The sequence below is a fragment of the Mycolicibacterium lutetiense genome (assembly GCF_017876775.1).
Lineage (GTDB): Bacteria > Actinomycetota > Actinomycetes > Mycobacteriales > Mycobacteriaceae > Mycobacterium > Mycobacterium lutetiense.
This window is the reverse complement of the sequence record NZ_JAGIOP010000002.1, coordinates 3,678,415-3,702,585: the sequence shown is the minus strand read 5'-3', so window position 1 is coordinate 3,702,585 and position 24,171 is coordinate 3,678,415. Positions and strand designations below refer to the sequence as shown.

The window sequence follows — 24,171 nt, the reverse complement described above, 5'->3', positions numbered from 1 at the left end:
AGATGCGGTGGTACTCACTGGTTTACCCCTTCGGTGTGGACGGTTCAGACGGTCGCGGCGAGCCGGTTCAGCGCGTTGTCGACGCTGTCGCGGGCGAGGCCCATGCTGGTGGTCATGCCGATGCCGGTGGTGACGGTGACAACGTGGGTGCCCTCGACGGGCTGCTCGATCAGGAACTCCCGGCCCGGCGCCGAGGTGTAGACACCCTGCCAGCGTTCGCTCACCTCGATGTCATTGACGCCGAACAGTTTTCTGGTCTCCTCAAGGAGGACATCGAAGCCCTCCTCCGACTGGAACGGCGGTGCCGAGATGTCCCGGTAGTGGGTGTCGCCGATCAGCACCGAGCCGTCGGGCTGCGGCGTGTACATCTGGTGCAGGTCGATCGCGACGTAGTCGGGGTGCTCGGTGCGCAGCCGGTCGGCCACCGCCCCGGCACTCGGGAGCCCCTCGAATCCCGAATACCGCAGCAGCGACCATCCGGTGAACAGCGGCGCGGACAGCGCGAAGGCCAGTGGCAGCCGGGCGCGCAGCATGTGTAACCGGCACCGCAACAGGCCGTCGCGTTCGGCCATCGCCGGGAACAGTCGGTCGATGTCGCAGTTGACCGTGACGAACGTCGTCCCGGCACGTAGCGATCCGCGCGAGGTGTGCACCACCCCCGATTCGAATCCGGAAGCTGCGGTGCGCCAGTGGAAGTCGACGCCTTCTCCGGCGAGCCAACGAGCGATCGACGGGGCGGCGGTGCGTGGGTCAACCTGCAGGTCGTTGGGTAGGTACATGCCGCCGGTGACGCCGGAGGCCGCCACGGGAATCTGCTCGAGGATCTGCTCGCGGCTCAGCAGCCGCACCTCGTCGTCCTCGCGGGTGGTGGCGAACTCGCCCATCACGGCGAGTTCGTCGTCGTGGCGCGCGACGCAGAAGGTGCCCGACTCGGCCGACCAGAACCCCGCCTTGCGGGACAGGTCGAGCCAATGCTGACGCCCGCTGCGGGCATAGTCCCTTGCAGCACCGGACTGCGCGGTGATACAGGCGTGGCCGAAGTTCTGGACCGACGCGCCGACGACACCGTCGGCATGATCCACAACGGCGACGCTCAGCCCACGCTGATGCGCGTGGTAGGCGTGGGCCAGACCGACGATGCCTGCACCGACCACCACGACGTCGTAGCTGTGATGACTTCCCATGCCGAGTACCGTGGTCCGCATTGCCGCCACTTGTCAATACAAGTAGGGACTGTTCACTACTTATCTATATAAGTCGGCTTTGCGTTCACCTCACGGTGTGACGATGTTGAAGTTCGGGTCAGGGCGATCCAGGGCGGCCACCAGCGACGGCAGGGCCCGCGCGTCACCGGCGACCTCCAGACCCGGTGAGCCCGTGTCGCCCGCCGCGAAGGCCAACAGTCGCAGCTTGTTCGCCAGCTTCACGGTGGCCTGCGCACTCGCCTCGTCGGCATCCGCCGTGCGATAGACCAGCACGCCGTTGCGCACGGTGAGCCGGTAGTTGACCGACACATCGAGGAACGTCACGTCGATGGCCAGGTCCAGATCCCACGCCCGCGGCCCGTTCAGGCTGATCGCGAAGGTGTCGAAGATCTGCTCGGGGGTGAGCTGCCCGAGCAGCGACGGCGACGCCGAGGTGGTCGGGGTTCCGAAGTTTCCCTCCCGCAGTTCAGTGGCGCCGCTCAGGAAGAAGTTGCGCCATGTGGCGTTCTCCGCGCCGTAGGCCAGCTGCTCAAGCACGTCGGCGTACAGTTCGCGGGCTCGCGCGTGGTTTTCATCGGTGAAGATGATGTGGTCGAGAAGTGTTGCCGCCCAGCGGAAATCACCGTCTTCGAAAGCCTTCCCAGCCAGCTCGACCACCCGGTCGGCACCGCCCATCGCCTCGACGTAGCGAGGGCCGAGCGCCTCGGGCGGGTGCGGCCACAACCGGGCCGGGTTGCCGTCGAACCAGCCCATGTAGCGCTGATAGACCGCCTTGACGTTGTGACTTACCGAGCCGTAGTAACCGTGGGCATGCCAGGCCTTCTCCAGGGCCGGCGGCAGCTGGAAGGTCTCCGCGATCTCGACCCCGGTGTAACCCTGGTTGAGCTGACGCAACGTCTGGTCATGCAAGTAGGCGTACAGATCCCGTTGCAGCGAAAGGAATTCGACGATCCGCTCGCGACCCCAGGTGGGCCAGTGGTGCGAGGCAAACACCACGTCGGCGCGGTCGGAGAAGGTGTCGATGGCCTCGGTCAGATAGCCCGCCCAACCATGCGGATCACGTACCAACGCGCCACGTAGGGTCAGCAGGTTGTGCAGATTGTGGGTGGCGTTCTCGGCCATGCACAGCGCCCGGAGTTTCGGGAAGTAGAAGTGCATCTCGGCGGGCGCCTCGGTGCCCGGCGCCATCTGGAATTCGATCTCGACACCGTCGATGGTGTGGGTCTCCCCGGTTTCGCGAATGTCGAGGGTCGGCACGATCAGCGCCACCTCGCCCGTCGAGCCGACCTGCCCCAGCCCGCAGCCGACCTGGCCCTGCGGGCTACGGTCCAGCGCTGCGCCGTACATGTAACCGGCCCGGCGCGCCATCGCGGTGCCGGCATAGACGTTCTCCTGCACGGCGTGCTCGGTGAAGTGTTCCGGCGCGATGACGACGACCTTGCCCGCGTCGACATCGGCCTGATTGGTCACGCCCAGCACGCCGCCGAAATGGTCGGCGTGGCTGTGGGTGTAAATGACCGCGACCACCTCGCGCTCTCCCCGGTGTGCCCGGTACAGCGCCAGCGCGGCGGCCGCGGTCTCGGTGGAGATCAGCGGATCGATGACGCTGACGCCGGTATCGCCCTCGATGAAGCTGATGTTCGACAGATCCAGGCCCCTCACCTGGTAGATGCCCTCGACCACCTCGTAGAGACCTTGCTTGGCGCACAGTTGCGACTGGCGCCACAGGCTGGGATGCACCGACGTCGGCGCATCACCTCTCAGGAAGTCATAGGCATCGTTGTCCCACACCACCCTGCCATCGGCGGCCTTCACCACACACGGTTCGAGCGCGGCGATGAAGCCCCGGTCAGCGTCCTCGAAATCCCTGGCGTCCTCGAACGGCAGGTTATTCAGATGCACGCGGTTGGCGGCCTCGATGACTGCGGTAGGTGGCTTCTGCTCCATACCGAAGAGCGTGCCACCTGACGGTGTCGGCACGGTCACGCAGCGGCGCCCTTCTTGATGCTCTCGATCACCCGGGCGAAGCCGTCGGTGCCGTGGCCCGCGTCGATCTGCCGGTGGATCAGCCGTTGCACGACATCGACCAATTCTGTGCTGATGCCCTGGTCCCGGCTTGCGTTGACGATGTCACTGATGTCGGAGAAATCGAGGCTCTGCTGGCCGGGCACGGTGTAGTCCCCGCCGTCGATGACGGCCGCGTATCCGGCGATGGCGGGCATCAGCGCCGGCAGCCAGGCCGCGGTGCGGGCAGCGAACTCCTTCGCTGGCACTCCGGCTGCTCCGACCATCGCAGCGCCGTGGAAGAAGCCCGCGAACATCACGTACATGGCAGAAAGGAGGGCCAGGTCGTACAACGACGCCATGCCCGCATCGTCGCCGAAATACTCTGCACTGCCCCATAGTTCGAAGAACTCGCGATGATCGTCGAACAACGCGGCCGAGCCGCTGTAGAGGATCGCCGAGTGCGGTGTCGCGATCATCTCCGGAGTCGCCATGATGCCGCCGTCGAGATAGTCGGCACCGTGTCCGGAAGCCCACCTGGCCAGCTCTCGTGCGCCTTCCGGTGACGTCGTGGTCAGGTTCACCAACCGGCGCCCGGCCAGCCGGTCCGCAACCGGGTCGAGGACCTCGTGCACCGAGGCCTGGTCGAACAGGCAGACGACGATGAGGTCCGCGTCCAGACCCTCGCCCGGATCTGCCGCCGCGGTGGCGCCCTCCTCGACGAGCGCGGCCGACCGCGCGGCGGTGCGGTTCCAGATGAAGGTCGGATGCCCCGCCTTCAGGGCGGTGCGGGCCAGCGCTGAGCCCATCGCACCCAGACCGAGAAAGCTGACCGAATGGCGTGTGGTTGTCATGCCACCATCGTTGGAGAGGCACTGACTGCAGGACAAGTACCCACTTAAAAGTGGGATACTTACTTTTTTGAAACTATTGGCCCTGAACTGCAAGGATCCTGTCATGAGCCAGCTCGGCAAGTACACCTGCGGACTCGATGCGGCGTTCGCCGTGGTGGACGGAAAGTGGAAACCGCTGATCCTGTGGGAACTGCAGCCCGGGCCGAAGCGGTTCAACGCACTGCACCGCAGCCTGCCCGGAGTGTCCCAGAAAATGCTGACGCAGCACCTCAAGGAACTCCAGCGTCACGGCGTGGTGCATCGGGAGAGCTACCACGAGGTGCCGCCGCGGGTGGAGTACTCCATGACGCCTGCGGGCCAGGAGCTACTTGAATCCCTTGAACCGCTGAGCGATTGGGCCACCAAGCACATTCAGCTGATCTGCGAGAGCGAAGCGGGCTAGCCGTCGCGGCGGTTCACGGCCGGTCCAGCGTGTGCAGGCTGACGTCGGACAGCACCCCCGCAGCGATGCGAGCCGTCATGTAGGTGCAGTATGGCTGCCTGCGCCGGTCGGTCGGCGAGCCCGGATTCAACAGGCGCAGACCGGTTTTAGCTGTCGTGTCCCACGGGATGTGGCTGTGCCCGAAGACCAGGACGTCGGTTCCGGGATAGTCCCGCGCCATCCGGGCCTCCCGACCGGTGGCCGCACCGGTCTCGTGCACGACGGTGAGTCGCAGGCCGTCCAAGGTCACGTCGGCGCGCTCAGGCAGTCGCCTGCGCAGTTCCGCTCCGTCGTTGTTGCCCCAGCAGCCGATCAGGTGCGCCGCACGCGAACTGAGCGCGTCGAGCAGTGCCGGGTCGGCCCAATCCCCAGCGTGGACAACAACGTCGGCCCGGTCGACTTCGTCCCACACCTGAGCCGGGAGATCCTTGGCACGCTTGGGGACATGGGTATCGGCGATCATCAGCAGCCGCATCCCGCCCAGCCTACGTCGGAGATGCCGTTACACTCCGCCCATGGCTCTACTACGCGACGTAGTTGTATACGCACATCTGATCGGTTTCGCAGTCATGGTCGGCGCCTGGATCGCCGAGGCCGCCGCCCGACGCTTCCTGATCACCCCGGTGATGACCTACGGCATGGTGCTGTCGCTCGTCACCGGCATCGCCCTGGCCGCACCCTGGCCCGGCATCGTCCTGAACTACCCCAAGCTCGGGACCAAGCTGGTCATCCTGGTGGCGCTCGGCGCGGTGCTGGGCATCGGCACCGCACGGCAGCGTCGCGCGGGCGGACCGGTCATGGGCCTGTTCATCGCCGCCGGCATTCTGCCCCTGCTCGCGTCGGCAATCGCGGTGCTCTGGAACTGACGCTCAGGATGAATCTGAGCTGAACCTGAGAAGTTCCCGTAAAGTTAACTGGCAAACCACAATTGTCGGCAGGTACGGGAACGATGGGTCACAGACACGCCATGGCAACAGCCAGGGTCATGCGCACGGCGGCATTCACCGGATGCGCTTCACCACACGGTGACATCCGTGTCCGGGCCCGGCCGCGCGCTGCGGATCCCACGCGTCAAGCCCACCACGGCGTGTTTGAGCAACCGCGGCAACGCCGCTACATCGGACAGCTGAAGACCTCGACATCCACGGTGGCCGACCGGTCACCGTGGATGAAAGATCGCGTCACCGTGCTGCGTGGCTTCCTCGCCGATCTGCACGGGCTGCACCTTCCGCCGGAGCTGGCCCGGGTCCAGGTCGCCGGCCACATCGAGCTGTTGGTCTCCGTGTTGAGGTTGAACCGCCAGACCGCGCGTGAGTTCGTCACCGACGACGTGTTGCGCGAGATGGCCGTCGACATCGCCGCCGCCGTCGCCTCCGAGTAGAGCGCTCCCCGGAGGCCTGGGGCGATCCAACAAAACAAATCGAGGCGCGGTCCGTAGACCACGCCTCGATTTTTTATGGTGCGCCCGAAGGGATTCGAACCCCTAACCTTCTGATCCGTAGTCAGATGCTCTATCCGTTGAGCTACGGGCGCTTGCCGTTATTCAGTTGTGCGGTTGACGAATCAACCGTGGCGGAGGCGAGAGGATTTGAACCTCCGGTCCCCTTTGAGGGGGACAACTCATTAGCAGTGAGTCCCATTCGGCCGCTCTGGCACGCCTCCTTTGAACTTCTGTGAGGGTACCGGACCACGTCCAAATGCCCGAAACCGCCGAGGGCACACAGTACACATGCTCACCTATGCTGACCAAATGAGTATCCGCTTGCGCCCTGAGATGGCCGATCTTCCGGCCTACACAGCAGGCAAAACCGTCGCGGGCGCAATCAAGATCGCCAGCAACGAAACCGTCGATCCGCCGCTGCCCAGCGTGATCAAGGCGATCGCCAAAGCCGCGGAGACCGTCAATCGGTACCCCGACAACAACTACCTTGACCTGCGTGAACATCTGGCCAAGCATGTCGGATTCGCGCCCGAGAACATCGCCGTCGGCTGCGGTTCGGTCAGCCTGTGCCAGCAATTGATACAAATCACATCCTCGGTCGGCGACGAAGTCGTCATCGGCTGGCGCAGTTTCGAGATCTACCCGATGCAGGTGCGCACCGCCGGGGCGACCTGCATCCAGGTCCCGCTGCGTGACCAGACTCACGATCTCGACGCCATGCTCGCAGCGATCACCGACCGCACCCGGCTGATCTTCGTCTGCAATCCGAACAACCCGACCAGCACTGTGGTCGACCCCGAAGCACTGGCCCGGTTCGTGGCAGCGGTACCCCCGCACATCGTCCTGGTGCTCGACGAGGCCTATGTGGAGTACATCCGCGACGGGCTCGCACCCGACAGCCTCGGCCTGGCCCGCGCGCACCGCAACGTGGTGGTTCTGCGCACCTTCTCGAAGGCGTACGGCCTGGCCGGCATGCGCATCGGCTACGCGGTCGCCGACCCGGAGATCGTCACCGCGCTCGGCAAGGTCTACGTGGCGTTCAGCGCGACCACCGTGTCCCAGGCCGCGGCCATCGCCAGCCTCGAAGCCTCTGAAGAACTCCTGGCCCGCACCGACGCCGTCGTCGCCGAACGCGCCCGCGTGAGCGCGGCGCTGCGCGAGGCCGGCTACGAAATACCGCCGTCGCAAGCCAACTTCGTCTGGCTGCCGCTGGCCGAACGCACCCTCGACTTCGTGGCCAGGGCCGCCGACAACCGCCTCATCGTTCGCCCGTACGGTGAGGACGGCGTGCGGGTCACCATCGGGGCACCGCACGAGAACGACGCCTTCCTGGAGTTCGCCCGACGCTGGATCGCGGGTGACGCCGGGACTCGGACAGGAGAGACCAAGTGAACGGTGCACGCGGCACGTTCGACGGATTCGTCAGCCGCGAGGGGCAGATCCCCGACGCCGAACTCGACGCGTTCTGGGCGCTGCTGCGGCCCGCCGGCATCGACTTCATGCTCGGCGAGTGGAAGGGCGGCGAATTCCAGACCGGGCACAAGGCCAACGGGTTCATGAACCGGCTCAACTGGTTCGGCAAGACGTTCCGCTCGGCCGCCGAGGCCCAGCCGCTCGTGTGCCTGGACGCCGACGGCAACAAGTTCTCCAACACCGAGGCCATGAACGGCGAGGCCAGCCTGTGGCTGGAGGAGTTCCGCGGCGAGGTGACCGCGACCATGGTCTACGACGGCCGGCCCGTGCATGACCACTTCAAGGTGGTCGACGACAACACCGTGGTGGGGATCATGAACGGCAAGGGTGCCGTCGACCTCGGCTCAGGGGCGGCGCGTTACCTGTACTTCTACCTGCAGCGCGTCGAGGGAGAATCCAATGGCTGACACTTACGAATCCGTTTCCGTCGAGATCAAGGACCACGTCGCCCAGGTGACGCTGCTGGGTCCCGGCAAGGGCAACGCCATGGGCCCGGCGTTCTGGGCCGAGCTGCCCGACGTATTCGGCACCCTCGACGCCGACCCCGAGGTTCGCGCGATCGTGCTGACCGGCTCCGGTAAGAACTTCAGCTACGGCCTCGACCTGCCGGCCATGGGTGCCACGATGCCCGGCCTCGATGCCGGCGCGAAGGCCAGAGCCGACTTCCACACCACGCTGCGGGGCATGCAGGGCGCCATCACCGCGGTCGCCGACTGCCGCACACCGACCATCGCCTCGATCCACGGCTGGTGCATCGGCGGCGGCGTCGACCTGGCCAGTGCGGTGGACATCCGCTACGCCAGCGCCGACGCCAAGTTCTCGGTGCGTGAGACCAAGCTGGCCATCGTCGCCGACGTGGGCAGCCTGGCCCGGCTGCCGCTGATCCTGTCCGACGGACATCTGCGGGAGCTGGTCCTGACCGGCAAGGACATCGACGCATCGCGCGCCGAGAAGATCGGTCTGGTCAATGACGTGTACGCCGACGCCGATGCCTCGCTGGCAGCCGCGCATGCCACGGCAGCTGAGATCGCCGCCAACCCGCCGCTGACCGTCGCCGGCGTGAAGGACGTGCTCGACCAGCAGCGCACCGCCAGGGTCGCCGAGAGCCTGCGCTACGTGGCCGCGTGGAATTCAGCCTTCCTGCCGTCGAAGGACCTGGCCGAGGCGGTCACCGCGATGTTCCAGAAGCGCCCGCCCCAGTTCACCGGGGAATAGGCGTCCAGCCGAGCTCCGCTTTGGCCTTCGCGTTCGACAGTGGAAGCCAGGCTTGCCCGAATGCGGTGGCCGGGTACGAGGCCACCAGCCTGACCAGCCGATGCGAGATCGGCACCGGCGGCGGCCGGTGCAGCTTTCGGTTCAGTTCCCTGACGTAGTCGCCGAACGACTGCGGACGGTCGTCGACGATGTTGTAGATCTGCCCGCCCCGTCCCTTGTCGAGTGCGTCGGCCGTGGCCCGGGCGACGTCGTCGATGTGTACCCAGGACAGGATTCCGGGGCCGGTCAGGGCGGGCAGGGCCCACCACTTCGCGAGCCGGGTGAACAGTTCGTCATGGATCACACCGGGCCCGTAGAAAACGCCGTAGCGCAACACGATTCCCTCGGTATCGCTGTGTTCACCCGAGCTCAGCACGGTGCGTTCCATCCCCCGCAGCGCCTCCAGGAACTCGGCCCCGTGCGGCGGTGGCGGCCCGGGATAGGGATCGGTCTCGTCGATCAACGCCGGTCCGCCTGAGCCGTAGCCGTAGGCGAAGACGACGGATTCCGCGACGACGCGGCGCACGCACGCTCGTTGGGCCGCTGCCACCAGGTTCGAGGCTCCGCGACTCCACAGTTGCGTCGCGGGGCCAAAGTCCTTGGGCCGCTTCGGCCCCCATTTGGGCAGCGTCGTCAGTAGGCTCACCACCGCCTCGGGCGCGAATTCGTCCAGCACGGAGTCGATCTGGCCGGCGTCGAGGACGTCGGCCACCACAGCCTTGGCGCCCTCGGCGGAGATCTGGGCGGTCTTGCCCGACGAACGCGTCACCCCGATCACCTCATGGCCACGCCTGTTGAGCTCACGCAGCAGCGGAATCCCGGGGACACTGGTTGCTCCGGCCACCAGAACGCGCATCTATGGTTCTCCTACCTTGTTGTCGGACATGCTGATACGTAATGCAATTGCCAACAGGACCGTGGTCACCACCAGGCCCGCGGCTTCCAGCCAGCCGACCCAGCTGCCGGCGGCATGATTGGTGTCGATCAGGTGACTCAACGAATGCAGGGCCCAGTGCGCGGTGGCGAAGGCCAGCGTGGGAACACGCCAGCGCGGCCACTTGAGTGCCGCGAGCATCATCAACCCGAGCGGCAGTTCGAATGACGCGTTGTCGAGGATGAAGTGATCGTTACGCACGCCGAATGCACCGATCGTGTCGAAGAACGCCCCCGGCGCGAACAGCATGAACAGACCGAGCGTCACCGAGTAGATGCCGAACACGGCGAGGACCACTTCGGGGTAGCGCCGGGTGCGTGTCACCGGCGGCACGGCGTTGGCCATGTCATCACGCTAACGCCGAGGTGGTCTCCGAGTAGGCTCCAATTCCATGGCAGATTCGGGTACCAGTTCCGGTCCGGAGCTGCTGGTCGAACTGGACCGGGACAGTAAGCAGCCATTGCACCGTCAACTCGCCGACGGGCTGCGCGACGCCATCCGGTCCGGCCGGTTGGCGCCGGCCTCGCGCCTGCCCTCCACCCGCGTGTTGTCCGCCGACCTCGGGGTGTCTCGCCGGCTCGTGGTCGAGGCCTACGGGCAACTGACCGCCGAGGGATTCCTGCACAGCAGCCAGGGCGGCTGCACCCGCGTCGCAGCCGTCGATCCCGTCCCCGCAGGCCGCTCCGATCCCGATCGCACCCGCCCCCGCTTCGACATCGACTTCGCCCCGGGTTCACCGGATCTCGCCAGCTTCCCGCGTCAAGCCTGGCTTCGGGCCATGCGTCAGGGCCTGGCCGAGATCGAATCCAGCGCATTCGGCTATGTCGCACCGCACGGGTTACCGGCCGCCCGGACCGCGGTGGCCGACTACCTGCGACGTACCCGCGGCGTCGTCGCCGACCCACGCCTCATCGTGTTGTGTTCGGGCGCAACGCAAGCCATAGCGCTGCTCGCTCGATGCCTGGACGGACCGATCGCGGTGGAGGATCCGGGATTCTGGCTGCATCGAATGGTGTTGCGGCACCACGGTATCGATCCGATGCCCATCCCGGTGGATGACAACGGCATCGACGTTGCGGCACTGGCAGCCAGTGCCGCGACCACTGTGCTGACCACGCCCGCCCACCAGTCACCGACCGGGGTGGTGCTCTCGGCTACCCGGCGCACCGAACTACTCGAATGGGCCCAGCCCGGACGGTTGATCATCGAGGACGACTACGACGCCGAGTACCGCTACGACCGGGCACCGGTGGGCGCACTGCAAGGGGTCGCGCCCGACCGGGTGGTGTACCTCGGCTCGACCAGCAAGACGCTGGCACCCGGACTGCGGATCGGCTGGATGGTGGTGCCCGCCCACCTGATCGATCGCCTCCGGACCGCGAAAAGCCTTGCCGACACCGGTAGTTCGGTGATGGATCAGATCGCGTTCGCCCAATTCGTGAGCTCCGGCGGCTACGACCGTCACCTGCGTCAGATGCGCCGACGCTATCCGGCCCGACGCAATGCACTGCTGGCAGCGTTGTCGCGGCACCTGCCCCAGGCGGAGGTTCTCGGTGCGGCCGCAGGCGTACACCTGACCGTGCGGTTCCCGGCCGGCTTCCCCATCGACGACCTGACCAGTCGCGCCGGCGAGTTACGCATCCGACTGGAGCCACTGGCCCCGTGCTACTCCGACCCCGCAACCGCGCCACCCGGGCTGATCCTGGGTTATGCCAACCTCACCGAGTCCCAGATCGCCACGGGCGTGCAGATACTCGGCGAGGTTGCGCGCTGAGTCACCGGTGTGCGGACGACTGATCCACGTTCTGGTCCGACTGCTTGATGCCCAGTTTGCCGACCACGTAATCGGCCGCCTGATCCGTCAGCCCGTTGGCTGCGTACAAGTTGTGCGCATTGTTGTCACTGCCAGTGGGCGAGCACACCGGGTCCTCCGGGATGCACAGGTCATCGGTCTTACCGGCGTACCGGGAACCGACCGTGATCGGCGGCGCACCGGTGTAGATCATCTGCAGGAAGCCACTCGACGGTTTGCCGAACAGGGCCACTGCGGCGACATGGTCGGCCACCTCCGCAGGCAGCGGGCCGCTGATGCTCGGCGGCAAGGCGAACCCCTGCGGCACCGCATCCTCGGTGAGGTAGGCGGCCACCGCAGCGCCCTGCGAGAAACCGCCCAGCACGATCTTGGTGTCGGGGCACGCAGCCACCGTGGCCGTGACCTTGTTGCTCGCGTCGGCGACGCCGTCTGCCGCAGTCGCAAAGTCAAGTGACGCCGGGTAATTCACCGGGTAGACATCGACGGACTTACCGCCGGTCCTGGCCTGCAGCGCATTCACGAACGCATCCCCGACGCCACCGGCTCCCGGTGGCTCGAACGTGCCCCGCGCGAAGACAACCTGCACATCGGCACACGATTCCGCGGAAGCCTGACCGGCAGCGGCGATGCATCCACCTGCCACGAACACCGACGATGCCACCGCCGCCAACCAACGACCAATCCGGTTCATTTTCGACCCCACACTCGTTCCGACCCACACCAACGTTTCGTACCAACTACTCCTCGATACCCAAGATCAAGGCCGGGCGAATCTCCCCGGGGGTGTGATGTACGACACGTTTAGCGGGTGCAGTGGGGGTCTGCGATTTGCTACGAGGCGGCCCCGACGCGCTGCCGCTCGCGCTTTTCCTCATAGAACCGGGCCCGCTCATCGACCGCCTCAAGGAACTGGGCGAGCTCCTCGCGAGCCTTCTCCCCCTCGGGCCCGAAATCGGTTCGATCGAAGATCCGCCAGAAGCGGAGCACCGGTTGCACCACGTCGTCGTGATGGACACGCAGGTCGTAGATGCCGGCCTTGGCGATGGTGATCGCGTTCTGCGCGAAGTCGGCCATCCCGAGACCCGGCATCGCGAAGTTCACCACCTCGTCGCGGATGGCCTTCATCGAATCGTCGGGCGCCATGTCCAGTGCTGCCGCCATGAGATTGCGGTAGAACACCATGTGCAGGTTCTCGTCGGCCGCGATCCGCGCGAGCATCTGATCGGCGATCGGACAACCTGATGCCCGCCCGGTGTTGCGGTGCGATACCCGCGTGGCGAGCTCCTGGAACGACACATACGCCATTGCCGCCAGCGGCGTCTTGTCTCCCGAGTCGTATCCGGCGACCGTATGTCTCATCCGAAGACGTTCCAGCTCAACGGGATCCACTCCACGCGTGACGACGAGGTAGTCGCGTAAGGCGATGCTGTGGCGGCCTTCTTCTGCCGTCCACTGCCCGACCCAGGTGCCCCACGCGCCGTCGCGGGAGAACCGCGTGGCGATCTCACGGTGATAGGAGGGCAGGTTGTCCTCGGTGAGCAGGTTGACCGTCATGGCCACCTTGGCGACGGGGTCCAACGGCGAGTCCTCCGGCCGCCAGTCCTCTCCACCTAGGAAGGCGAAGTCGCGTCCGTGGCTCCACGGAACGTAGTCGTGCGGAAACCACTCCCGCGCCATCGAAAGATGCCGGTCGAGGTTGCTCGCGACAACCGGCTCCAGTTCGTGGAGCACTCCGCTCTGGGCGTCCATTCCACTCCTCCCAATGTGTGCGGCAGCGCGTCGACATCAGCGCGCGATCCGTAACCTACGGTAGCGTAGGTTACGTAACCGTAGGTTAATTTTGAGCGAAAGCCTCTATGCTCGCTCGCATGTGCACGCGAGTCATCTGGCCCGAAGCGGGCGATGCGGTTCTGGTCGGCAGGAACATGGACTTCCACAAGGACCTGATGACGAACCTGTGGAAGCAGCCCCGCGGTGTCGAGCGTGACGACGCGGTGTCGGGCAAGCTCACCTGGACCTCGAAGTACGGCAGCGTGATTGCCTCCGCCTTCGATCTCACCTCAGTGGACGGAATCAACGAGGCCGGCTTGGCGGGGCACATCCTGTGGCTGGCCGAATCCACCTACGGCGAGCCGGACGACACGCGCACCCAACTCGGCCAGGCCATCTGGATGCAGTACTTCCTGGACAACTTCTCCACCGTCGCCGAGGCGACCGCGTGGATCGCCGAGACCGACGTTCAGGTGGTCCAGATGGACGATCCCACCGGCGGCGTCCGACCCGGCCTGCACCTGGCGCTCGACGATGCGACCGGGGACTCGGCGATCATCGAGTACGTCGACGGCAAGGCCCGGGTGTATCACTCGAGGGACTACACGGTGATGACCAATTCACCGACCTTCGATCAGCAGCTGGAGCTGGTGAAGTCGTTCACCGGCCTCGGCGGCGACCAGCCGATCCCAGGCTCCACCCTGGCCAGCGACCGCTTCGCCCGGGCCAGCTACTACGCCGGCCGGCTGCCCAAGCCGTCCAGCCAGGTCGAGGCCATCGCGAGCATGTTCTCGGTGATCCGCAACGCCGCGCAGCCCTTCCGCATCCCCGATCCGGGCAAACCCGATGCCTCACAGACCATCTGGCAGGTGGTGCTCGACCTCACCAACAAGCGGTACGTCTACGAGTCCACCACCCGGCCCAACATCGTGTGGGTCGACCTCGCCGACCTCGACTTCTCCGAGGGCAGCCCGCAGCTCAAACTGGACCTGATCGGCGAGCTCGCGGTACAGGGCGGCATCGCCGGCAACGTGGCCGATAAGTTCGCGGACAAGGGTCCGATGACGTTCCTGTCCGCGAAGATCATGGAAACGCTGGAAGCGGCCGCTAAGCACTGAGCCTGATGGCGGTGGCGGAGGTGTGTGAGTTCACGACATAGGTGACACCTGAGTCGGGACATGGGTGACACCTGCGATGGCACCTCGATGAGTCGCGTCATAGGTGACAGTCATGATTCATGTCGAAAGCCCGCGTGGTGGTGTTGGAAATCGTCTCCGGTCATCTGTCGGTCAGCGCCGCGGCCCGTACCTACGGGATGTCCCGTCAACACATCCACCGACTGCTCAAACGTTTCCGGGAAGGCGGTCTGGAAGCCGTCGATCCCCGCTCTCGGCGCCCCGCCAGCAACCCCCGTGCAGTCAGCGATGAGGTCATCACCGCGATCGTGCTGCTGCGCGAAAAACTCACCGCACAAGGCCTCGACGCCGGCCCGATCACCCTGCAAGAACACCTGGCCCAACAACAGCTACCGGTGCCCTCGACCTCCACCATCCGACGCATCCTGCACCATCACGGACTGATCGCCCCGCAACCCCACAAACGGCCCCGCAGCTCCTATCACCGCTTCGCCGCCGAACAACCCAACGAATGCTGGCAGTCCGACTTCACCCACTGGACCCTGGCAGACGGCACCGACATCGAGATCCTCAACTGGCTCGATGACCACTCCCGATACCTGCTGTACTGCACCGCATTTACCCGCGTCAGCGGACCCGACATCGTGGCCAGTTTCACCACCCTCATCGACATCTACGGCCCGCCGGCATCCACCCTGACCGACAACGGATCGGTCTACACCTCACGATTCACCCACGGCCACAACGATTTCGAACGACTTATCGCCAGCCTGGGCATCACGCAAAAGAACGGACGCCCCGGCCACCCACAAACACAAGGCAAAATCGAACGCTTCCACCAAACCCTCAAACGCTGGCTGGCCGCCCGCCCCCGACCATCGACCCTGGCCGACCTGCAACACCTGCTCGACGAATTCCGCATCATCTACAACACCGAACGCACCCACCGAGCCCTGCCAGCCGCCACCACACCGGCGCAGGCCTACACCGGCCGACCCAAAGCCACCCCGGACGCAATGATCGAACACTTCCGCATCCGCCACGACACCGTCGATCAATTCGGCAAACTCACTCTGCGCCACGGCAGCCGACTACACCACCTGGGCATCGGACGCCGCCATGCCCATACCCCGGTACTCATTGTGGTCACCACCACCAACGTCACCATCATCAGCAAAACCGGATACCACCTCATCGCTGGCCACCGGATCAACCCCGACCGCAACTACTGGCCCAACCAACAAAAAACCCCGGCCAAAAGACCGGGGAATTCTGTAACCGATGACTCGACTCATGTGTAACCCATGACCCGACTCACCACAATGGCGGTGGCGGAGGGATTTGAACCCCCGGTGGGGATTAACCCACTCTCGCTTTCAAGGCGAGTGCATTAGGCCGCTCTGCCACGCCACCGCCGACAAGAGTACGGGTTTCACACCCTGCCGATGTGAGCGGGCGGCGATCCGCTCTTCAGCGCCACGCTGATGCGACGGCAGTTCTCGCCCATCGCCGCGATCTGCGGACGTGAGAGCCTGCCGAGAAAGTGCGCGCGAACGCCCTGCCCGTACGTCACCATCGCCTCGCGGACCGCGACCCGGCCGTCTTCGGTGATCGTGGCGACCACACCGCGCCCGTCCTCCGGACTGGCACACCTGGTCACCAGGTTCTGAACTTCCAGCCGCCGGATCTGCCGGGTCACTCGGCTGGGGAGAGACATCAGCCGCTCGGCCAAGTCACCCATCCGCGCCGACCCGGTCGACGACTTGTCCAAGATATCGAGCAGGCGCACATCATTCAGCGTCAGATGATGAGCGTCCACCAACGACCGGTTCAAGGTCGCATACATACGTAGCGCCGAGTCGAGGTAGTTCTGCCATGACCTCTGCTCGGCGATGTCCAGGCCCGGCATGTCACCCGCCGTGCGCCCCGCAATCATCCCCACCATGGGCGCAATCGTAAGCGACGTCAGTATTGCTGCGCTTGGGAAATAGAAGGCTTGTAGCGTGGAAAAAATGCATGCAATTGCCGCTTCCATCGACGGCCATCTGACCTGGGAAAACGTCGCTGATGTAACGCCAGCAAACGACGAGATTCTGATCCGAGTTCATGCCGCGGGCGTCAATCGAGCCGATCTGCTGCAGGCGGCGGGCAAGTATCCGCCCCCACCAGGCGCCAGTGAGATCATCGGACTGGAGGTGTCGGGCACCGTCGTCGCACTCGGCGCGGATGTTACCGACTGGTCAGTTGGGCAACCCGTGTGCGCATTGCTCGCCGGCGGCGGATACGCCGAGTTTGTCGCGGTTCCCGCCCCCCAGGTGCTGCCATTGCCCGATGGCGTTGCCCTGGGCGACGCCGCAGGCCTGCCCGAAGTGGCCTGCACGGTGTGGTCGAACCTCGTGATGACTGCGGGCCTGACAGCCGGCCAGCTCGTCCTGTTGCACGGCGGCGGCAGCGGCATCGGCACCCACGCCATCCAGGTGGCACGCGCGCTCGGAGCCCGGGTCGCCGTGACTGCGGGGTCGGCGGACAAGCTCGCTCTGTGCCGGGACCTGGGCGCCGACATCGCCATCAACTACCGCGACGAGGACTTCGCCGAACGGATCCGGGCCGAGACCGGCGGCGCGGGGGCCGACGTGATCCTCGACATCATGGGCGCGGCCTACCTGGACCGCAATATCGACGCTCTGGCCACCGAAGGACGCCTGGTGATCATCGGCATGCAGGGCGGCATCAAGGCCGAACTGAACATCGCCAAGCTCCTCGGTAAGCGGGCCGGGATCATCGCCACCTCGCTGCGCCCGCGCCCCGTCGACGGACCCGGCGGCAAGGGCGAGATCGTGCGGGCGGTGCACGACAATGTCTGGCCGATGATCTCCGACGGGCGGGTTCGGCCGATCATCGGCGCCGAACTGCCCATCCAGCAGGCCCAGCGGGCCCACGAACTGCTGGCGTCCGGTGAGGTGTCGGGAAAAATCGTGCTGACGGTCTAGCCGAGTGAGGCCAGGGCCCGCACGAGCTGATCGACCTCGGCCCCAGTCGAGTAGTGCGACAGCCCCACGGTCACCGCCCCACCGATGTCGTTCACCCCGATCACATCGAGCACGCGCGACCTGGCATTCGACATCGCCAGGATGCCGTTGTCGGCCAACCGTTGCACCACCCGCTCGGCCGGGATGTCCCGCACCACGAAGCTGAGCACCGGGATCTGCGACTCCGGCCTGCCGATCACCATCACCAACGGCAACGAGCGCAGCGAGACCACCAGGTACTCGAACAGGCGGTCCAGATACGCGCCGGCCGACTGCATCGACACAGCCAGGCGTTCGCGCCGCGAGCCGCTGGCCGAATCATCGAGGTTCGACAGGTACTCGATACTGGCCACCACGCCGCCCAGCAGGCCGTACTGGTGCATGCCCACCTCCAGGCGGGCCGGACCGGTCGCCTGGGGATTCAACGAGACCGAGGCCAACGAGTCGATCATCGACGGGTCACGGAACACCAGGGCACCGATCGGCGGGCCACCCCAGGGCACCGCGTTGAGGGCGACGACGTCGGCCTCGATCTCATTGATGTCAATCAGCCGGTACGGCGCCGCGGCCGAGTGGTCGACCACGACCATTCCGCCGACCTCATGCGTGAGCTTGGTCACTTCACTCAGATCGGTGACGGTCCCCAGCGTCGACGACGCCGACGAGATCGCCACCAGCCGGGTCGGCTTGTCGATCAGGCCTTCCCACTGCCAGGACGGCAGCTCACCCGTCTCGATGTCGACCTCGGCCCACTTCACCTTGGCGCCATAGCGATTCGCGGCCCGCAACCAGGGCGCGATATTCGCCTCGTCATCCAGGCGGGTGACCACCACTTCGTAGCCGAGCCCGACCCGACTCGAGGACGCCTCGGCCAGCGCGGTCAGCAACTGAGCTCGGTCTGCGCCGAGCACCACGCCGAGCGGATCGGCGTTGACCAGGTCAGCGATGGCCTGGCGAGCAGCGATGAGGACGGCCGCGCTGCGGCGTGCCGATGGATGCGGTCCCACTGCCGTGGGCATCGAGCCTCGGAACGCGGTGGACACCGTCGTCGCGACGGAATCGGGCACCAGCATGCCGTTCTGGGCATCGAAGTGGACCCACCCATCGCCCAGAGACGGGTGCAAACCCCGCACCCGGGCGACGTCGTATGCCATGCCACCCACCTTAGAGCTTCCGCGGATATCACAAACCGACACGATTTGGTGAGCGCCGATCGCACATTCGCACTTGAAGAGACCGTGCTCGGACCGGGTCACCCTGGGCAGCCATACTAGTCCAGTGGGCTTCGGGTTCGGAGTGCTAATCGCACTGTTGTTGCTGGTGATACCCGGGGCGCTGATTGCCAGGGCGGGTGGACTGACCGTGCCGACGGCGGTCGCGATGGGTCCAGCCTTGACCTACGGCACCGTCGCGTTGGCGATCGTTCCACTCGGGGCCATCGGCTTGCCGTGGAACACGTGGACGGCATTGTTTGCTGTAGCCGTCGTTGCCGCCGTCGCGGCCGGACTACGGCGGGCGCTGGACCGCTTTCGCGACGCCGACGCCGACGCATCGGGCGTTGCCACGCGGCCCGCGACAGTGGTTGCCGCCGGCGTAGTGCTGGGTGCGGTGTTGATCGCTGCCGCCGCATTCGCCGGACTCGCGCACTGGCAATCCATCCCCAGCACCTGGGACTCGGTGTGGCACGCCAACACCATTCGGTGGGTCCTCGAGACCGGCCAGGCCTCTCCGACCCACATGGGTGAACTCCGCAACGTCGAGACCCACGAGGCGCTCTACTACCCGTCGGCCTTCCACGCCCTGGCCGCCATCTACTGCCAGCTCACCGGAGCCGCCGCGACCACCGCGTACACCGTGAGTTCGGTTACCGCCGCGGTGTGGCTGTTCCCGGTCAGCGCCGCGGTGCTGACGTGGAAGATAGTGCGCCCGCACACCTGCGAGATGCGCACTTCGGTCGCTGCGGGCACCGCCGCGGCACTCGCCGCGTCGTTCACCGCGGTGCCCTACGTCGAATTCGACGTCGCCGCGATGCCCAACCTGGCGGCCTACGGCCTCGCGGTACCCGTGTTCGCCCTGATCGCCTCGACACCGGCACACCGCGACCGCATCGGCCTGGCCGTACTCGCCACGGTCGGCGTCTTCTCGGTCCACCTCACCGGTGGCGTGGTGATCGCGCTGCTGGTGGGCGTCTGGTGGCTGGCGGATGCGCTGTGGCGGCCGGTGCGCGGCCGACTGTCCGACTTCCTGGCGCTGGCCGCCGTCGCGGTGCCGACCCTGCTGATCCTGCTCCCCCAGTTCCTCGCGGTCCTTCAACAGGCCGACATCATCGTCGGCCACGCCTTCGTCAACCACCTCGGCAAGAAGCACTCGCTGATCGCCGCCGTCCTCCAACACACCCGCCACCTCAACGACTTCCCGATCCAGAACGCACTCATCGCCCTGGCCGCCCTCGGCGGCCTGGTCATGCTGGTGAAGAAGATCTGGTGGCCGCTGGCGGTGTGGCTGCTCGTGATCGCGTCGATCGTGCATTCCGGCGCCCCGTTCGGCGGGCCGCTGGGCGTCATCACCGGCACGTTCAGCGACCTGTTCTACAGCGATCCGCGCCGACTGTCGGCAGTGATCACGTTGCTGTACACACCGATGGCCGCCATCGGTCTGGGCACGCTGGTCCTGCTGGGCGCCGCTGCCCTGCGCCGGGCCGGCGCCCCGCCGGCGTGGATCCGTGCGACGGCCGCCGTCGCACTGGTCGCCACCACCGTGGGACTGGCCTGGCACTACTTCCCGCGGCACAAGTACCTGTTCGGGCAGAAGTACGACTCGGTGATGATCGACGCCAAGGATCTGGAAGCCTTCGCCTACCTGGCCACGCTTCCCGATGCCCACACCACGCTGATCGGCGACGCCAACACCGACGGCACCGCCTGGATGTATGCGGTTTCGGGGCTGCATCCGCTCTGGACCCACTACGACTACCCGGTACAACAGGGCCCCGGGTACCACCGGTTCATCTTCTGGGCGTACGCCGACGACGCGGACACCGATCCCCGGGTTGCCGAGGCCGTGGAGGCGCTCAACATTCGCTACGTGATCACCAGCACCCCGGTGGTTCGCGGGTTCGTCATGCCCGACGGACTAGTGTCGCTAGACAGCTCACGGTCGTGGGAGAAGATCTACGACAACGGTGAGGACCGCATCTACCGCTGGCTCGGACAGAACGCGGCGACCAAGACGACCCAAGAAACGACGGGAAGGCCATGACCATCAACCCCGACGATGACAACATCGAGATCCTGGCCAGCACCGCCGATGATCGCGATCCCGACGCCGACGCCGACGGCAAGTCGTTGACCGACCTCGTCGAACAGCCGGCGAAGGTCATGCGCATCGGCACCATGATCAAGCAGCTGCTCGAAGAGGTGCGCGCAGCTCCGCTCGACGAAGCCAGCCGCAACCGGCTGCGCGACATCCACCGGACCAGCATCCGCGAACTCGAGGACGGCCTGGCCCCCGAACTACGTGAAGAACTCGAGCGGCTGACACTGCCCTTCACTGAGGACAGCGTGCCGTCCGATGCCGAACTCCGCATCGCGCAGGCACAGCTGGTGGGCTGGCTCGAAGGGCTGTTCCACGGTATCCAGACAGCATTGTTCGCCCAGCAGATGGCCGCCCGCGCCCAGCTCGAGTCGATGCGCCAGGGCGCCCTACCACCGGGCCTGCAGGTCCCGGGCGGACAACGCGGCGGTCCGGCTCATCCCGGCACCGGCCAGTACCTGTAGGTCGCGTTGTCTGATCCGTACATCTCGACGCGCGAAGCGTGGGTGGAGTTCCCCATCTTCGATGCCAAGACCCGCTCGCTGAAGAAGGCGTTCCTCGGCAAGGCCGGCGGCGCCATCGGGCGAAACGAGTCCAACGTCGTCGTCATCGAAGCGCTACGCGACATCACCATGTCGCTGAAGATGGGTGACCGGGTGGGGCTGGTCGGCCACAACGGTGCGGGTAAATCCACACTGCTGCGGCTGCTTTCGGGTATCTACGAGCCGACGCGAGGCTCGGCCACGGTAAATGGCCGGGTGGCCCCGGTGTTCGACCTCGGTGTTGGGATGGATCCCGAGATCTCGGGTTTCGAGAACATCATCATCCGCGGCCTGTTCCTCGGCCAGACCCGCAAGCAGATGATGGCCAAGGTCGACGAGATCGCCGAGTTCACCGAACTGGGCGAGTACCTGTCGATGCCCCTTCGCACCTATTCGACCGGCATGCGGGTGCGCCTGGCGATGGGCGTGGTCACCAGCATCGACCCCGAGATCCTGCTGCTCGACGAAGGCATCGGGGCCGTCGACGCGGAGTTCCTGAAGAAGGCGCAGTCACGGCTGCAAAGCCTGGTGGAGCGATCCGGAATCCTGGTGTTCGCAAGCCATTCCAACGAGTTCCTGGCCCGGCTCTGCAAAACCGCGATGTGGATCGACCACGGCACCATCCGGATGACCGGCGGCATCGAGGAGGTCGTCGGCGCCTACGAGGGTCCGGATGCGGCCCGACATGTGCGCGAGGTGTTGGAGGAAACGGCTCGTGAGGCCTGAGGACACGGTCTGTGCGGTGATCGTCACGCACCGGCGTCATGAACTGTTGACCAAATCCCTGGCCGCAGTAGTGAACCAGGACCGCACACCCGATCACCTGATCGTGGTCGACAACGACGACGACGAGGCCGTACGCGAGCTGGTCCTCAGCCAGCCGGTCCCGGCAACCTACCTTGGATCTCGCCGAAACCTTGGCGGCGCAGGCGGTTTCGCGCTGGGAATGCTGCACGCCCTGGCTCAGGGGGCCGACTGGATCTGGCTCGCCGACGACGACGGCCGACCCGCCGACAACACCGTCCTGTCCACCCTGTTGGCCTGTGCCGAGCAGTACAGCTTGGCCGAGGTCTCGCCCATGGTGTGCAATCTCGATGATCCCGAACGCCTGGCGTTCCCGCTGCGCCGCGGGCTGGCGTGGCGACGACTGGTCAGCGAGTTACGCACCGAGGGTGAGGGTGATCTGCTGCCCGGCATCGCCTCACTGTTCAACGGCGCCCTGTTCCGGGCTGCGACGGTGGAGTCCGTCGGCGTTCCGGATCTGCGCCTGTTCGTCCGCGGCGACGAGGTCGAACTTCACCGGCGACTGGTGCGCTCCGGCCTGCCGTTCGGAACGTGTTTGACCGCAAGCTATCTGCACCCGTGCGGGACCGATGAGTTCAAACCGATCCTCGGTGGACGGATGCACACGCAGTACCCCGACGACGAGACCAAACGGTTCTTCACCTACCGCAACCGCGGCTATCTGCTGTCCCAGCCGGGTTTGCGCAAACTCCTGCCGCAGGAGTGGCTGCGGTTCGGCTGGTACTTCCTGGTGTCCCGCCGCGACCCGGCGGGACTGCGCGAATGGATTCGTCTGCGGCGGTTGGGCAGACGCGAAAGGTTCGGCAGGGGCGAGCGAAGCGACGGGGGAAGTAGCAGATGACGTTCACCGATGCAGCGTCCGATTCCAAGACCATGGCCCGAGCCATGCGTGATCTCTCCGAGGGCTTCCACAAGCGTGAACTGTGGCTGCACCTGGGCTGGCAGGACATCAAGCAGCGTTACCGGCGCAGTGTGCTCGGCCCGTTCTGGATCACCATCGCCACCGGCACCACCGCGGTGGCGATGGGTCTGCTCTACTCGACACTGTTCAAGCTCCCGCTCGAAGAGCACCTGCCCTACGTCACGCTCGGCCTGATCATCTGGAATCTGATCAACGCGTCGATCCTCGAGGGTTCCGAAGTGTTCATCGCCAACGAGGGCCTGATCAAACAACTTCCGACGCCGTTGTCGGTGCACGTCTACCGGCTGGTCTGGCGACAGATGATCCTGTTCGGCCACAACATCGTCATCTTCGTGATCATCGCCATCATCTTTCCCAAACCGTGGACGTGGACCGACCTGGCGGTCATCCCGGCGCTGGGCCTGATCATGCTGAATTGCCTGTGGGTGTCGCTGTGCTTCGGCATCCTGGCTACCCGCTACCGCGATATCGGCCCGCTGCTGGCTTCGGTGGTACAGCTGTTGTTCTTCATGACCCCGATCATCTGGAACGAGTCGACACTGCAGCAGCAGGGCGCCGGATCGTGGGCCAAGATCGTCGAGATCAACCCGCTGCTGCACTACCTGGACATCGTGCGTGCTCCGCTGCTGGGCGCCGATCAGGAGCTGCGGCACTGGCTGGTGGTGCTCGCGCTGACGGTGATCGGCTGGGCGTTCGCAGCGATCGCGATGCGTCAGTACCGGGCGCGCGTCCCCTACTGGGTCTAGGGCGCCGGCGCGCCGCCGAACACGAATCTGCGTCCGGAGATCTCTTTGGGCCGAATGCGGACGTAGCGACGTTTCGTGGTGTCGATCCACGAGAGCAGTTGGGCACTCTCGGCCTCGGCGATCTCGTCCGGCGTCTCAAGAAGCTGCGGTTCGCCCCGCACGATCACACTCCACCCGCCGGCGACATGGTGATCGTCGGCTTCGAACAGCACCCGGTCGTTCCACAAGGCGCTGATCAGCTTGGTGCCCTCGGCGGTCCGGAACAGCACGGTGCGGTGTTGGACGACGAAGTTGACCGGGAAGATCTCCAGCCGGGTACCCACCGTCGTGACCAGACGGCCCAGGGACACCCCGGACAGCAGCTGCCAGCACTCGTCCTCCCCCAGCACCGAAATCGGGCCCTGCGGCGTCATGGGGCCACCGTAGCGCCGATATGACAATCGGCGCGCCC

General features: G+C 65.8%; 26 protein-coding genes and 3 tRNA genes. 15 read left to right on the top strand and 14 right to left on the bottom strand.

All coding sequences use genetic code 11. The annotated features are described in order from the left end of the window. Positions 1 to 44 precede the first annotated feature (44 nt). The 3 genes from JOF57_RS27080 to JOF57_RS27070 all read right to left on the bottom strand — a co-directional run bounded on the left by JOF57_RS27080 (position 45) and on the right by JOF57_RS27070 (position 4,063). Positions 45 to 1,184, bottom strand: a complete 1,140-nt coding sequence (locus JOF57_RS27080; RefSeq protein WP_209922276.1) for a TIGR03364 family FAD-dependent oxidoreductase — start codon at positions 1,182 to 1,184, stop codon at positions 45 to 47. A 90-nt stretch (positions 1,185 to 1,274) separates the two neighbouring features. Next, positions 1,275 to 3,152: an alkyl/aryl-sulfatase gene (locus tag JOF57_RS27075; protein WP_209922274.1), complete on the bottom strand. Its 1,878-nt coding sequence runs from the start codon at positions 3,150 to 3,152 to the stop codon at positions 1,275 to 1,277. A gap of 35 nt (positions 3,153 to 3,187) precedes the next feature. Next, positions 3,188 to 4,063 carry an NAD(P)-dependent oxidoreductase gene (locus JOF57_RS27070; RefSeq protein ID WP_209922272.1) on the bottom strand — a complete coding sequence of 292 codons (876 nt, stop codon included), beginning with the start codon at positions 4,061 to 4,063 and terminating at the stop codon, positions 3,188 to 3,190. A 103-nt stretch (positions 4,064 to 4,166) separates the two neighbouring features. Here JOF57_RS27070 and JOF57_RS27065 point away from each other — a divergent pair, with 103 nt between their 5' ends. Next, positions 4,167 to 4,505 (top strand): winged helix-turn-helix transcriptional regulator, encoded by a 339-nt coding sequence (locus JOF57_RS27065; RefSeq protein WP_209922270.1) that lies wholly within the window; start codon positions 4,167 to 4,169, stop codon positions 4,503 to 4,505. A 13-nt stretch (positions 4,506 to 4,518) separates the two neighbouring features. Here the strand turns inward: JOF57_RS27065 and JOF57_RS27060 are convergent, their stop codons facing one another. Continuing rightward, positions 4,519 to 5,019 (bottom strand): metallophosphoesterase family protein, encoded by a 501-nt coding sequence (locus JOF57_RS27060; RefSeq protein ID WP_209922268.1) that lies wholly within the window; start codon positions 5,017 to 5,019, stop codon positions 4,519 to 4,521. A gap of 40 nt (positions 5,020 to 5,059) precedes the next feature. Here JOF57_RS27060 and JOF57_RS27055 point away from each other — a divergent pair, with 40 nt between their 5' ends. Beyond that, positions 5,060 to 5,410: a Fe-S protein gene (locus JOF57_RS27055; protein WP_209922266.1), complete on the top strand. Its 351-nt coding sequence runs from the start codon at positions 5,060 to 5,062 to the stop codon at positions 5,408 to 5,410. 101 nt (positions 5,411 to 5,511) lie between these two features. Then, the gene (locus JOF57_RS27050) at positions 5,512 to 5,925 is read left to right on the top strand and encodes a hypothetical protein (protein ID WP_234938261.1); all 414 of its coding nucleotides are present in this window, start codon (positions 5,512 to 5,514) and stop codon (positions 5,923 to 5,925) included. 76 nt (positions 5,926 to 6,001) lie between these two features. Here JOF57_RS27050 and JOF57_RS27045 read toward each other — a convergent pair. Together JOF57_RS27045 and JOF57_RS27040 are read right to left on the bottom strand one after the other, a co-directional pair. Continuing rightward, positions 6,002 to 6,077: transfer RNA gene (locus tag JOF57_RS27045), tRNA-Arg, on the bottom strand. Between the two features lie 37 nt (positions 6,078 to 6,114). Further along, positions 6,115 to 6,206, bottom strand: a tRNA-Ser gene (locus JOF57_RS27040). 88 nt (positions 6,207 to 6,294) lie between these two features. On the opposite strand from JOF57_RS27040, the gene hisC reads away from it, so the two are divergent. Genes hisC through JOF57_RS27025 form a run of 3 tightly spaced genes read left to right on the top strand, consistent with a single transcriptional unit; the run spans position 6,295 to position 8,673 of the window. Further along, the gene (hisC, locus tag JOF57_RS27035; protein ID WP_209922263.1) at positions 6,295 to 7,377 is read left to right on the top strand and encodes a histidinol-phosphate transaminase; all 1,083 of its coding nucleotides are present in this window, start codon (positions 6,295 to 6,297) and stop codon (positions 7,375 to 7,377) included. Further along, positions 7,374 to 7,865: a DUF4334 domain-containing protein gene (locus tag JOF57_RS27030; RefSeq protein WP_209922261.1), complete on the top strand. Its 492-nt coding sequence runs from the start codon at positions 7,374 to 7,376 to the stop codon at positions 7,863 to 7,865. The genes hisC and JOF57_RS27030 overlap by 4 nt, the downstream gene beginning before the upstream one ends. After that, the gene (locus tag JOF57_RS27025; RefSeq protein WP_209922259.1) at positions 7,858 to 8,673 is read left to right on the top strand and encodes a crotonase/enoyl-CoA hydratase family protein; all 816 of its coding nucleotides are present in this window, start codon (positions 7,858 to 7,860) and stop codon (positions 8,671 to 8,673) included. The genes JOF57_RS27030 and JOF57_RS27025 overlap by 8 nt, the downstream gene beginning before the upstream one ends. On the opposite strand, the gene JOF57_RS27020 is transcribed toward JOF57_RS27025, so the two are convergent. Then, on the bottom strand, positions 8,660 to 9,568 hold the full coding sequence (locus tag JOF57_RS27020; protein WP_209922257.1) for an NAD-dependent epimerase/dehydratase family protein: 909 nt from the start codon (positions 9,566 to 9,568) through the stop codon (positions 8,660 to 8,662). The genes JOF57_RS27025 and JOF57_RS27020 overlap by 14 nt on opposite strands. Then, positions 9,569 to 9,991 carry a hypothetical protein gene (locus tag JOF57_RS27015; RefSeq protein WP_209922255.1) on the bottom strand — a complete coding sequence of 141 codons (423 nt, stop codon included), beginning with the start codon at positions 9,989 to 9,991 and terminating at the stop codon, positions 9,569 to 9,571. Positions 9,992 to 10,037: 46 nt separating this feature from the next. Between JOF57_RS27015 and pdxR the strand changes: the two genes are divergently transcribed. Further along, positions 10,038 to 11,420, top strand: coding sequence for a MocR-like pyridoxine biosynthesis transcription factor PdxR (pdxR, locus tag JOF57_RS27010; RefSeq protein ID WP_209922253.1), 1,383 nt, complete (start codon positions 10,038 to 10,040; stop codon positions 11,418 to 11,420). 1 nt (position 11,421) lies between these two features. Here the strand turns inward: pdxR and JOF57_RS27005 are convergent, their stop codons facing one another. Both JOF57_RS27005 and JOF57_RS27000 read right to left on the bottom strand, forming a co-directional pair. Next, positions 11,422 to 12,150, bottom strand: coding sequence for a cutinase family protein (locus tag JOF57_RS27005; protein ID WP_209922251.1), 729 nt, complete (start codon positions 12,148 to 12,150; stop codon positions 11,422 to 11,424). A 140-nt stretch (positions 12,151 to 12,290) separates the two neighbouring features. Then, the gene (locus tag JOF57_RS27000) at positions 12,291 to 13,208 is read right to left on the bottom strand and encodes an acyl-ACP desaturase (protein WP_209922249.1); all 918 of its coding nucleotides are present in this window, start codon (positions 13,206 to 13,208) and stop codon (positions 12,291 to 12,293) included. 119 nt (positions 13,209 to 13,327) lie between these two features. On the opposite strand from JOF57_RS27000, the gene JOF57_RS26995 reads away from it, so the two are divergent. Next, positions 13,328 to 14,347, top strand: a complete 1,020-nt coding sequence (locus JOF57_RS26995; protein WP_209922247.1) for a bile salt hydrolase — start codon at positions 13,328 to 13,330, stop codon at positions 14,345 to 14,347. Positions 14,348 to 14,466: 119 nt separating this feature from the next. Then, positions 14,467 to 15,666: an IS481 family transposase gene (locus tag JOF57_RS26990; RefSeq protein ID WP_209912946.1), complete on the top strand. Its 1,200-nt coding sequence runs from the start codon at positions 14,467 to 14,469 to the stop codon at positions 15,664 to 15,666. Between the two features lie 22 nt (positions 15,667 to 15,688). Here JOF57_RS26990 and JOF57_RS26985 read toward each other — a convergent pair. Both JOF57_RS26985 and JOF57_RS26980 read right to left on the bottom strand, forming a co-directional pair. Then, positions 15,689 to 15,778, bottom strand: a tRNA-Ser gene (locus JOF57_RS26985). Between the two features lie 19 nt (positions 15,779 to 15,797). After that, positions 15,798 to 16,310, bottom strand: a complete 513-nt coding sequence (locus tag JOF57_RS26980; RefSeq protein WP_209922245.1) for a MarR family winged helix-turn-helix transcriptional regulator — start codon at positions 16,308 to 16,310, stop codon at positions 15,798 to 15,800. A gap of 67 nt (positions 16,311 to 16,377) precedes the next feature. Here JOF57_RS26980 and JOF57_RS26975 point away from each other — a divergent pair, with 67 nt between their 5' ends. Beyond that, the gene (locus tag JOF57_RS26975; RefSeq protein ID WP_209922243.1) at positions 16,378 to 17,355 is read left to right on the top strand and encodes an NAD(P)H-quinone oxidoreductase; all 978 of its coding nucleotides are present in this window, start codon (positions 16,378 to 16,380) and stop codon (positions 17,353 to 17,355) included. On the opposite strand, the gene JOF57_RS26970 is transcribed toward JOF57_RS26975, so the two are convergent. Continuing rightward, the gene (locus JOF57_RS26970; RefSeq protein WP_209922241.1) at positions 17,352 to 18,548 is read right to left on the bottom strand and encodes a cysteine desulfurase-like protein; all 1,197 of its coding nucleotides are present in this window, start codon (positions 18,546 to 18,548) and stop codon (positions 17,352 to 17,354) included. The two genes, JOF57_RS26975 and JOF57_RS26970, sit on opposite strands and share 4 nt — an antisense overlap. 124 nt (positions 18,549 to 18,672) lie before the next feature. Here JOF57_RS26970 and JOF57_RS26965 point away from each other — a divergent pair, with 124 nt between their 5' ends. The 5 genes from JOF57_RS26965 to wzm are packed head-to-tail and all read left to right on the top strand — an operon-like array spanning position 18,673 to position 23,720. Further along, on the top strand, positions 18,673 to 20,652 hold the full coding sequence (locus tag JOF57_RS26965; RefSeq protein WP_209922238.1) for a DUF6541 family protein: 1,980 nt from the start codon (positions 18,673 to 18,675) through the stop codon (positions 20,650 to 20,652). Next, positions 20,649 to 21,170, top strand: coding sequence for a bacterial proteasome activator family protein (locus JOF57_RS26960; protein WP_209922237.1), 522 nt, complete (start codon positions 20,649 to 20,651; stop codon positions 21,168 to 21,170). Before JOF57_RS26965 ends, JOF57_RS26960 begins: the two co-directional genes overlap by 4 nt. A gap of 6 nt (positions 21,171 to 21,176) precedes the next feature. Continuing rightward, positions 21,177 to 21,974 carry a galactan export ABC transporter ATP-binding subunit Wzt/RfbE gene (wzt, locus tag JOF57_RS26955; protein ID WP_209922235.1) on the top strand — a complete coding sequence of 266 codons (798 nt, stop codon included), beginning with the start codon at positions 21,177 to 21,179 and terminating at the stop codon, positions 21,972 to 21,974. Continuing rightward, a complete protein-coding gene (gene glfT1 / locus JOF57_RS26950; protein ID WP_307870111.1) occupies positions 21,964 to 22,893 on the top strand; it encodes a galactofuranosyltransferase GlfT1 in 930 nt (309 codons plus the stop codon). Before wzt ends, glfT1 begins: the two co-directional genes overlap by 11 nt. Beyond that, positions 22,890 to 23,720, top strand: coding sequence for a galactan export ABC transporter permease subunit Wzm/RfbD (gene wzm / locus JOF57_RS26945; protein WP_209922233.1), 831 nt, complete (start codon positions 22,890 to 22,892; stop codon positions 23,718 to 23,720). Before glfT1 ends, wzm begins: the two co-directional genes overlap by 4 nt. On the opposite strand, the gene JOF57_RS26940 is transcribed toward wzm, so the two are convergent. Then, positions 23,717 to 24,133: a pyridoxamine 5'-phosphate oxidase family protein gene (locus JOF57_RS26940; RefSeq protein WP_209922231.1), complete on the bottom strand. Its 417-nt coding sequence runs from the start codon at positions 24,131 to 24,133 to the stop codon at positions 23,717 to 23,719. The two genes, wzm and JOF57_RS26940, sit on opposite strands and share 4 nt — an antisense overlap. Between the last annotated feature and the right edge of the window lie 38 nt (positions 24,134 to 24,171).

What these genes read in the sequence shown, in the direction of transcription:
- JOF57_RS26975 (WP_209922243.1), top strand. Translation starts at nt 16,378, where the DNA reads ATGCATGCAATTGCCGCTTCCATCGACGGCCATCTGACCTGGGAAAAC.
- JOF57_RS27020 (WP_209922257.1), bottom strand. Translation starts at nt 9,568, where the DNA reads ATGCGCGTTCTGGTGGCCGGAGCAACCAGTGTCCCCGGGATTCCGCTG.
- JOF57_RS27075 (WP_209922274.1), bottom strand. Translation starts at nt 3,152, where the DNA reads ATGGAGCAGAAGCCACCTACCGCAGTCATCGAGGCCGCCAACCGCGTG.
- JOF57_RS26995 (WP_209922247.1), top strand. Translation starts at nt 13,328, where the DNA reads ATGTGCACGCGAGTCATCTGGCCCGAAGCGGGCGATGCGGTTCTGGTC.
- JOF57_RS27055 (WP_209922266.1), top strand. Translation starts at nt 5,060, where the DNA reads ATGGCTCTACTACGCGACGTAGTTGTATACGCACATCTGATCGGTTTC.
- JOF57_RS27000 (WP_209922249.1), bottom strand. Translation starts at nt 13,208, where the DNA reads ATGGACGCCCAGAGCGGAGTGCTCCACGAACTGGAGCCGGTTGTCGCG.
- JOF57_RS27005 (WP_209922251.1), bottom strand. Translation starts at nt 12,150, where the DNA reads ATGAACCGGATTGGTCGTTGGTTGGCGGCGGTGGCATCGTCGGTGTTC.
- JOF57_RS27080 (WP_209922276.1), bottom strand. Translation starts at nt 1,184, where the DNA reads ATGGGAAGTCATCACAGCTACGACGTCGTGGTGGTCGGTGCAGGCATC.
- JOF57_RS26990 (WP_209912946.1), top strand. Translation starts at nt 14,467, where the DNA reads ATGTCGAAAGCCCGCGTGGTGGTGTTGGAAATCGTCTCCGGTCATCTG.
- wzm (WP_209922233.1), top strand. Translation starts at nt 22,890, where the DNA reads ATGACGTTCACCGATGCAGCGTCCGATTCCAAGACCATGGCCCGAGCC.
- JOF57_RS27015 (WP_209922255.1), bottom strand. Translation starts at nt 9,991, where the DNA reads ATGGCCAACGCCGTGCCGCCGGTGACACGCACCCGGCGCTACCCCGAA.
- JOF57_RS26980 (WP_209922245.1), bottom strand. Translation starts at nt 16,310, where the DNA reads ATGGTGGGGATGATTGCGGGGCGCACGGCGGGTGACATGCCGGGCCTG.
- JOF57_RS27070 (WP_209922272.1), bottom strand. Translation starts at nt 4,063, where the DNA reads ATGACAACCACACGCCATTCGGTCAGCTTTCTCGGTCTGGGTGCGATG.
- JOF57_RS26940 (WP_209922231.1), bottom strand. Translation starts at nt 24,133, where the DNA reads ATGACGCCGCAGGGCCCGATTTCGGTGCTGGGGGAGGACGAGTGCTGG.
- JOF57_RS26970 (WP_209922241.1), bottom strand. Translation starts at nt 18,548, where the DNA reads ATGGCATACGACGTCGCCCGGGTGCGGGGTTTGCACCCGTCTCTGGGC.
- JOF57_RS27050 (WP_234938261.1), top strand. Translation starts at nt 5,512, where the DNA reads ATGGCAACAGCCAGGGTCATGCGCACGGCGGCATTCACCGGATGCGCT.
- JOF57_RS27025 (WP_209922259.1), top strand. Translation starts at nt 7,858, where the DNA reads ATGGCTGACACTTACGAATCCGTTTCCGTCGAGATCAAGGACCACGTC.
- pdxR (WP_209922253.1), top strand. Translation starts at nt 10,038, where the DNA reads ATGGCAGATTCGGGTACCAGTTCCGGTCCGGAGCTGCTGGTCGAACTG.
- JOF57_RS27060 (WP_209922268.1), bottom strand. Translation starts at nt 5,019, where the DNA reads ATGCGGCTGCTGATGATCGCCGATACCCATGTCCCCAAGCGTGCCAAG.
- JOF57_RS27065 (WP_209922270.1), top strand. Translation starts at nt 4,167, where the DNA reads ATGAGCCAGCTCGGCAAGTACACCTGCGGACTCGATGCGGCGTTCGCC.
- hisC (WP_209922263.1), top strand. Translation starts at nt 6,295, where the DNA reads ATGAGTATCCGCTTGCGCCCTGAGATGGCCGATCTTCCGGCCTACACA.
- JOF57_RS26960 (WP_209922237.1), top strand. Translation starts at nt 20,649, where the DNA reads ATGACCATCAACCCCGACGATGACAACATCGAGATCCTGGCCAGCACC.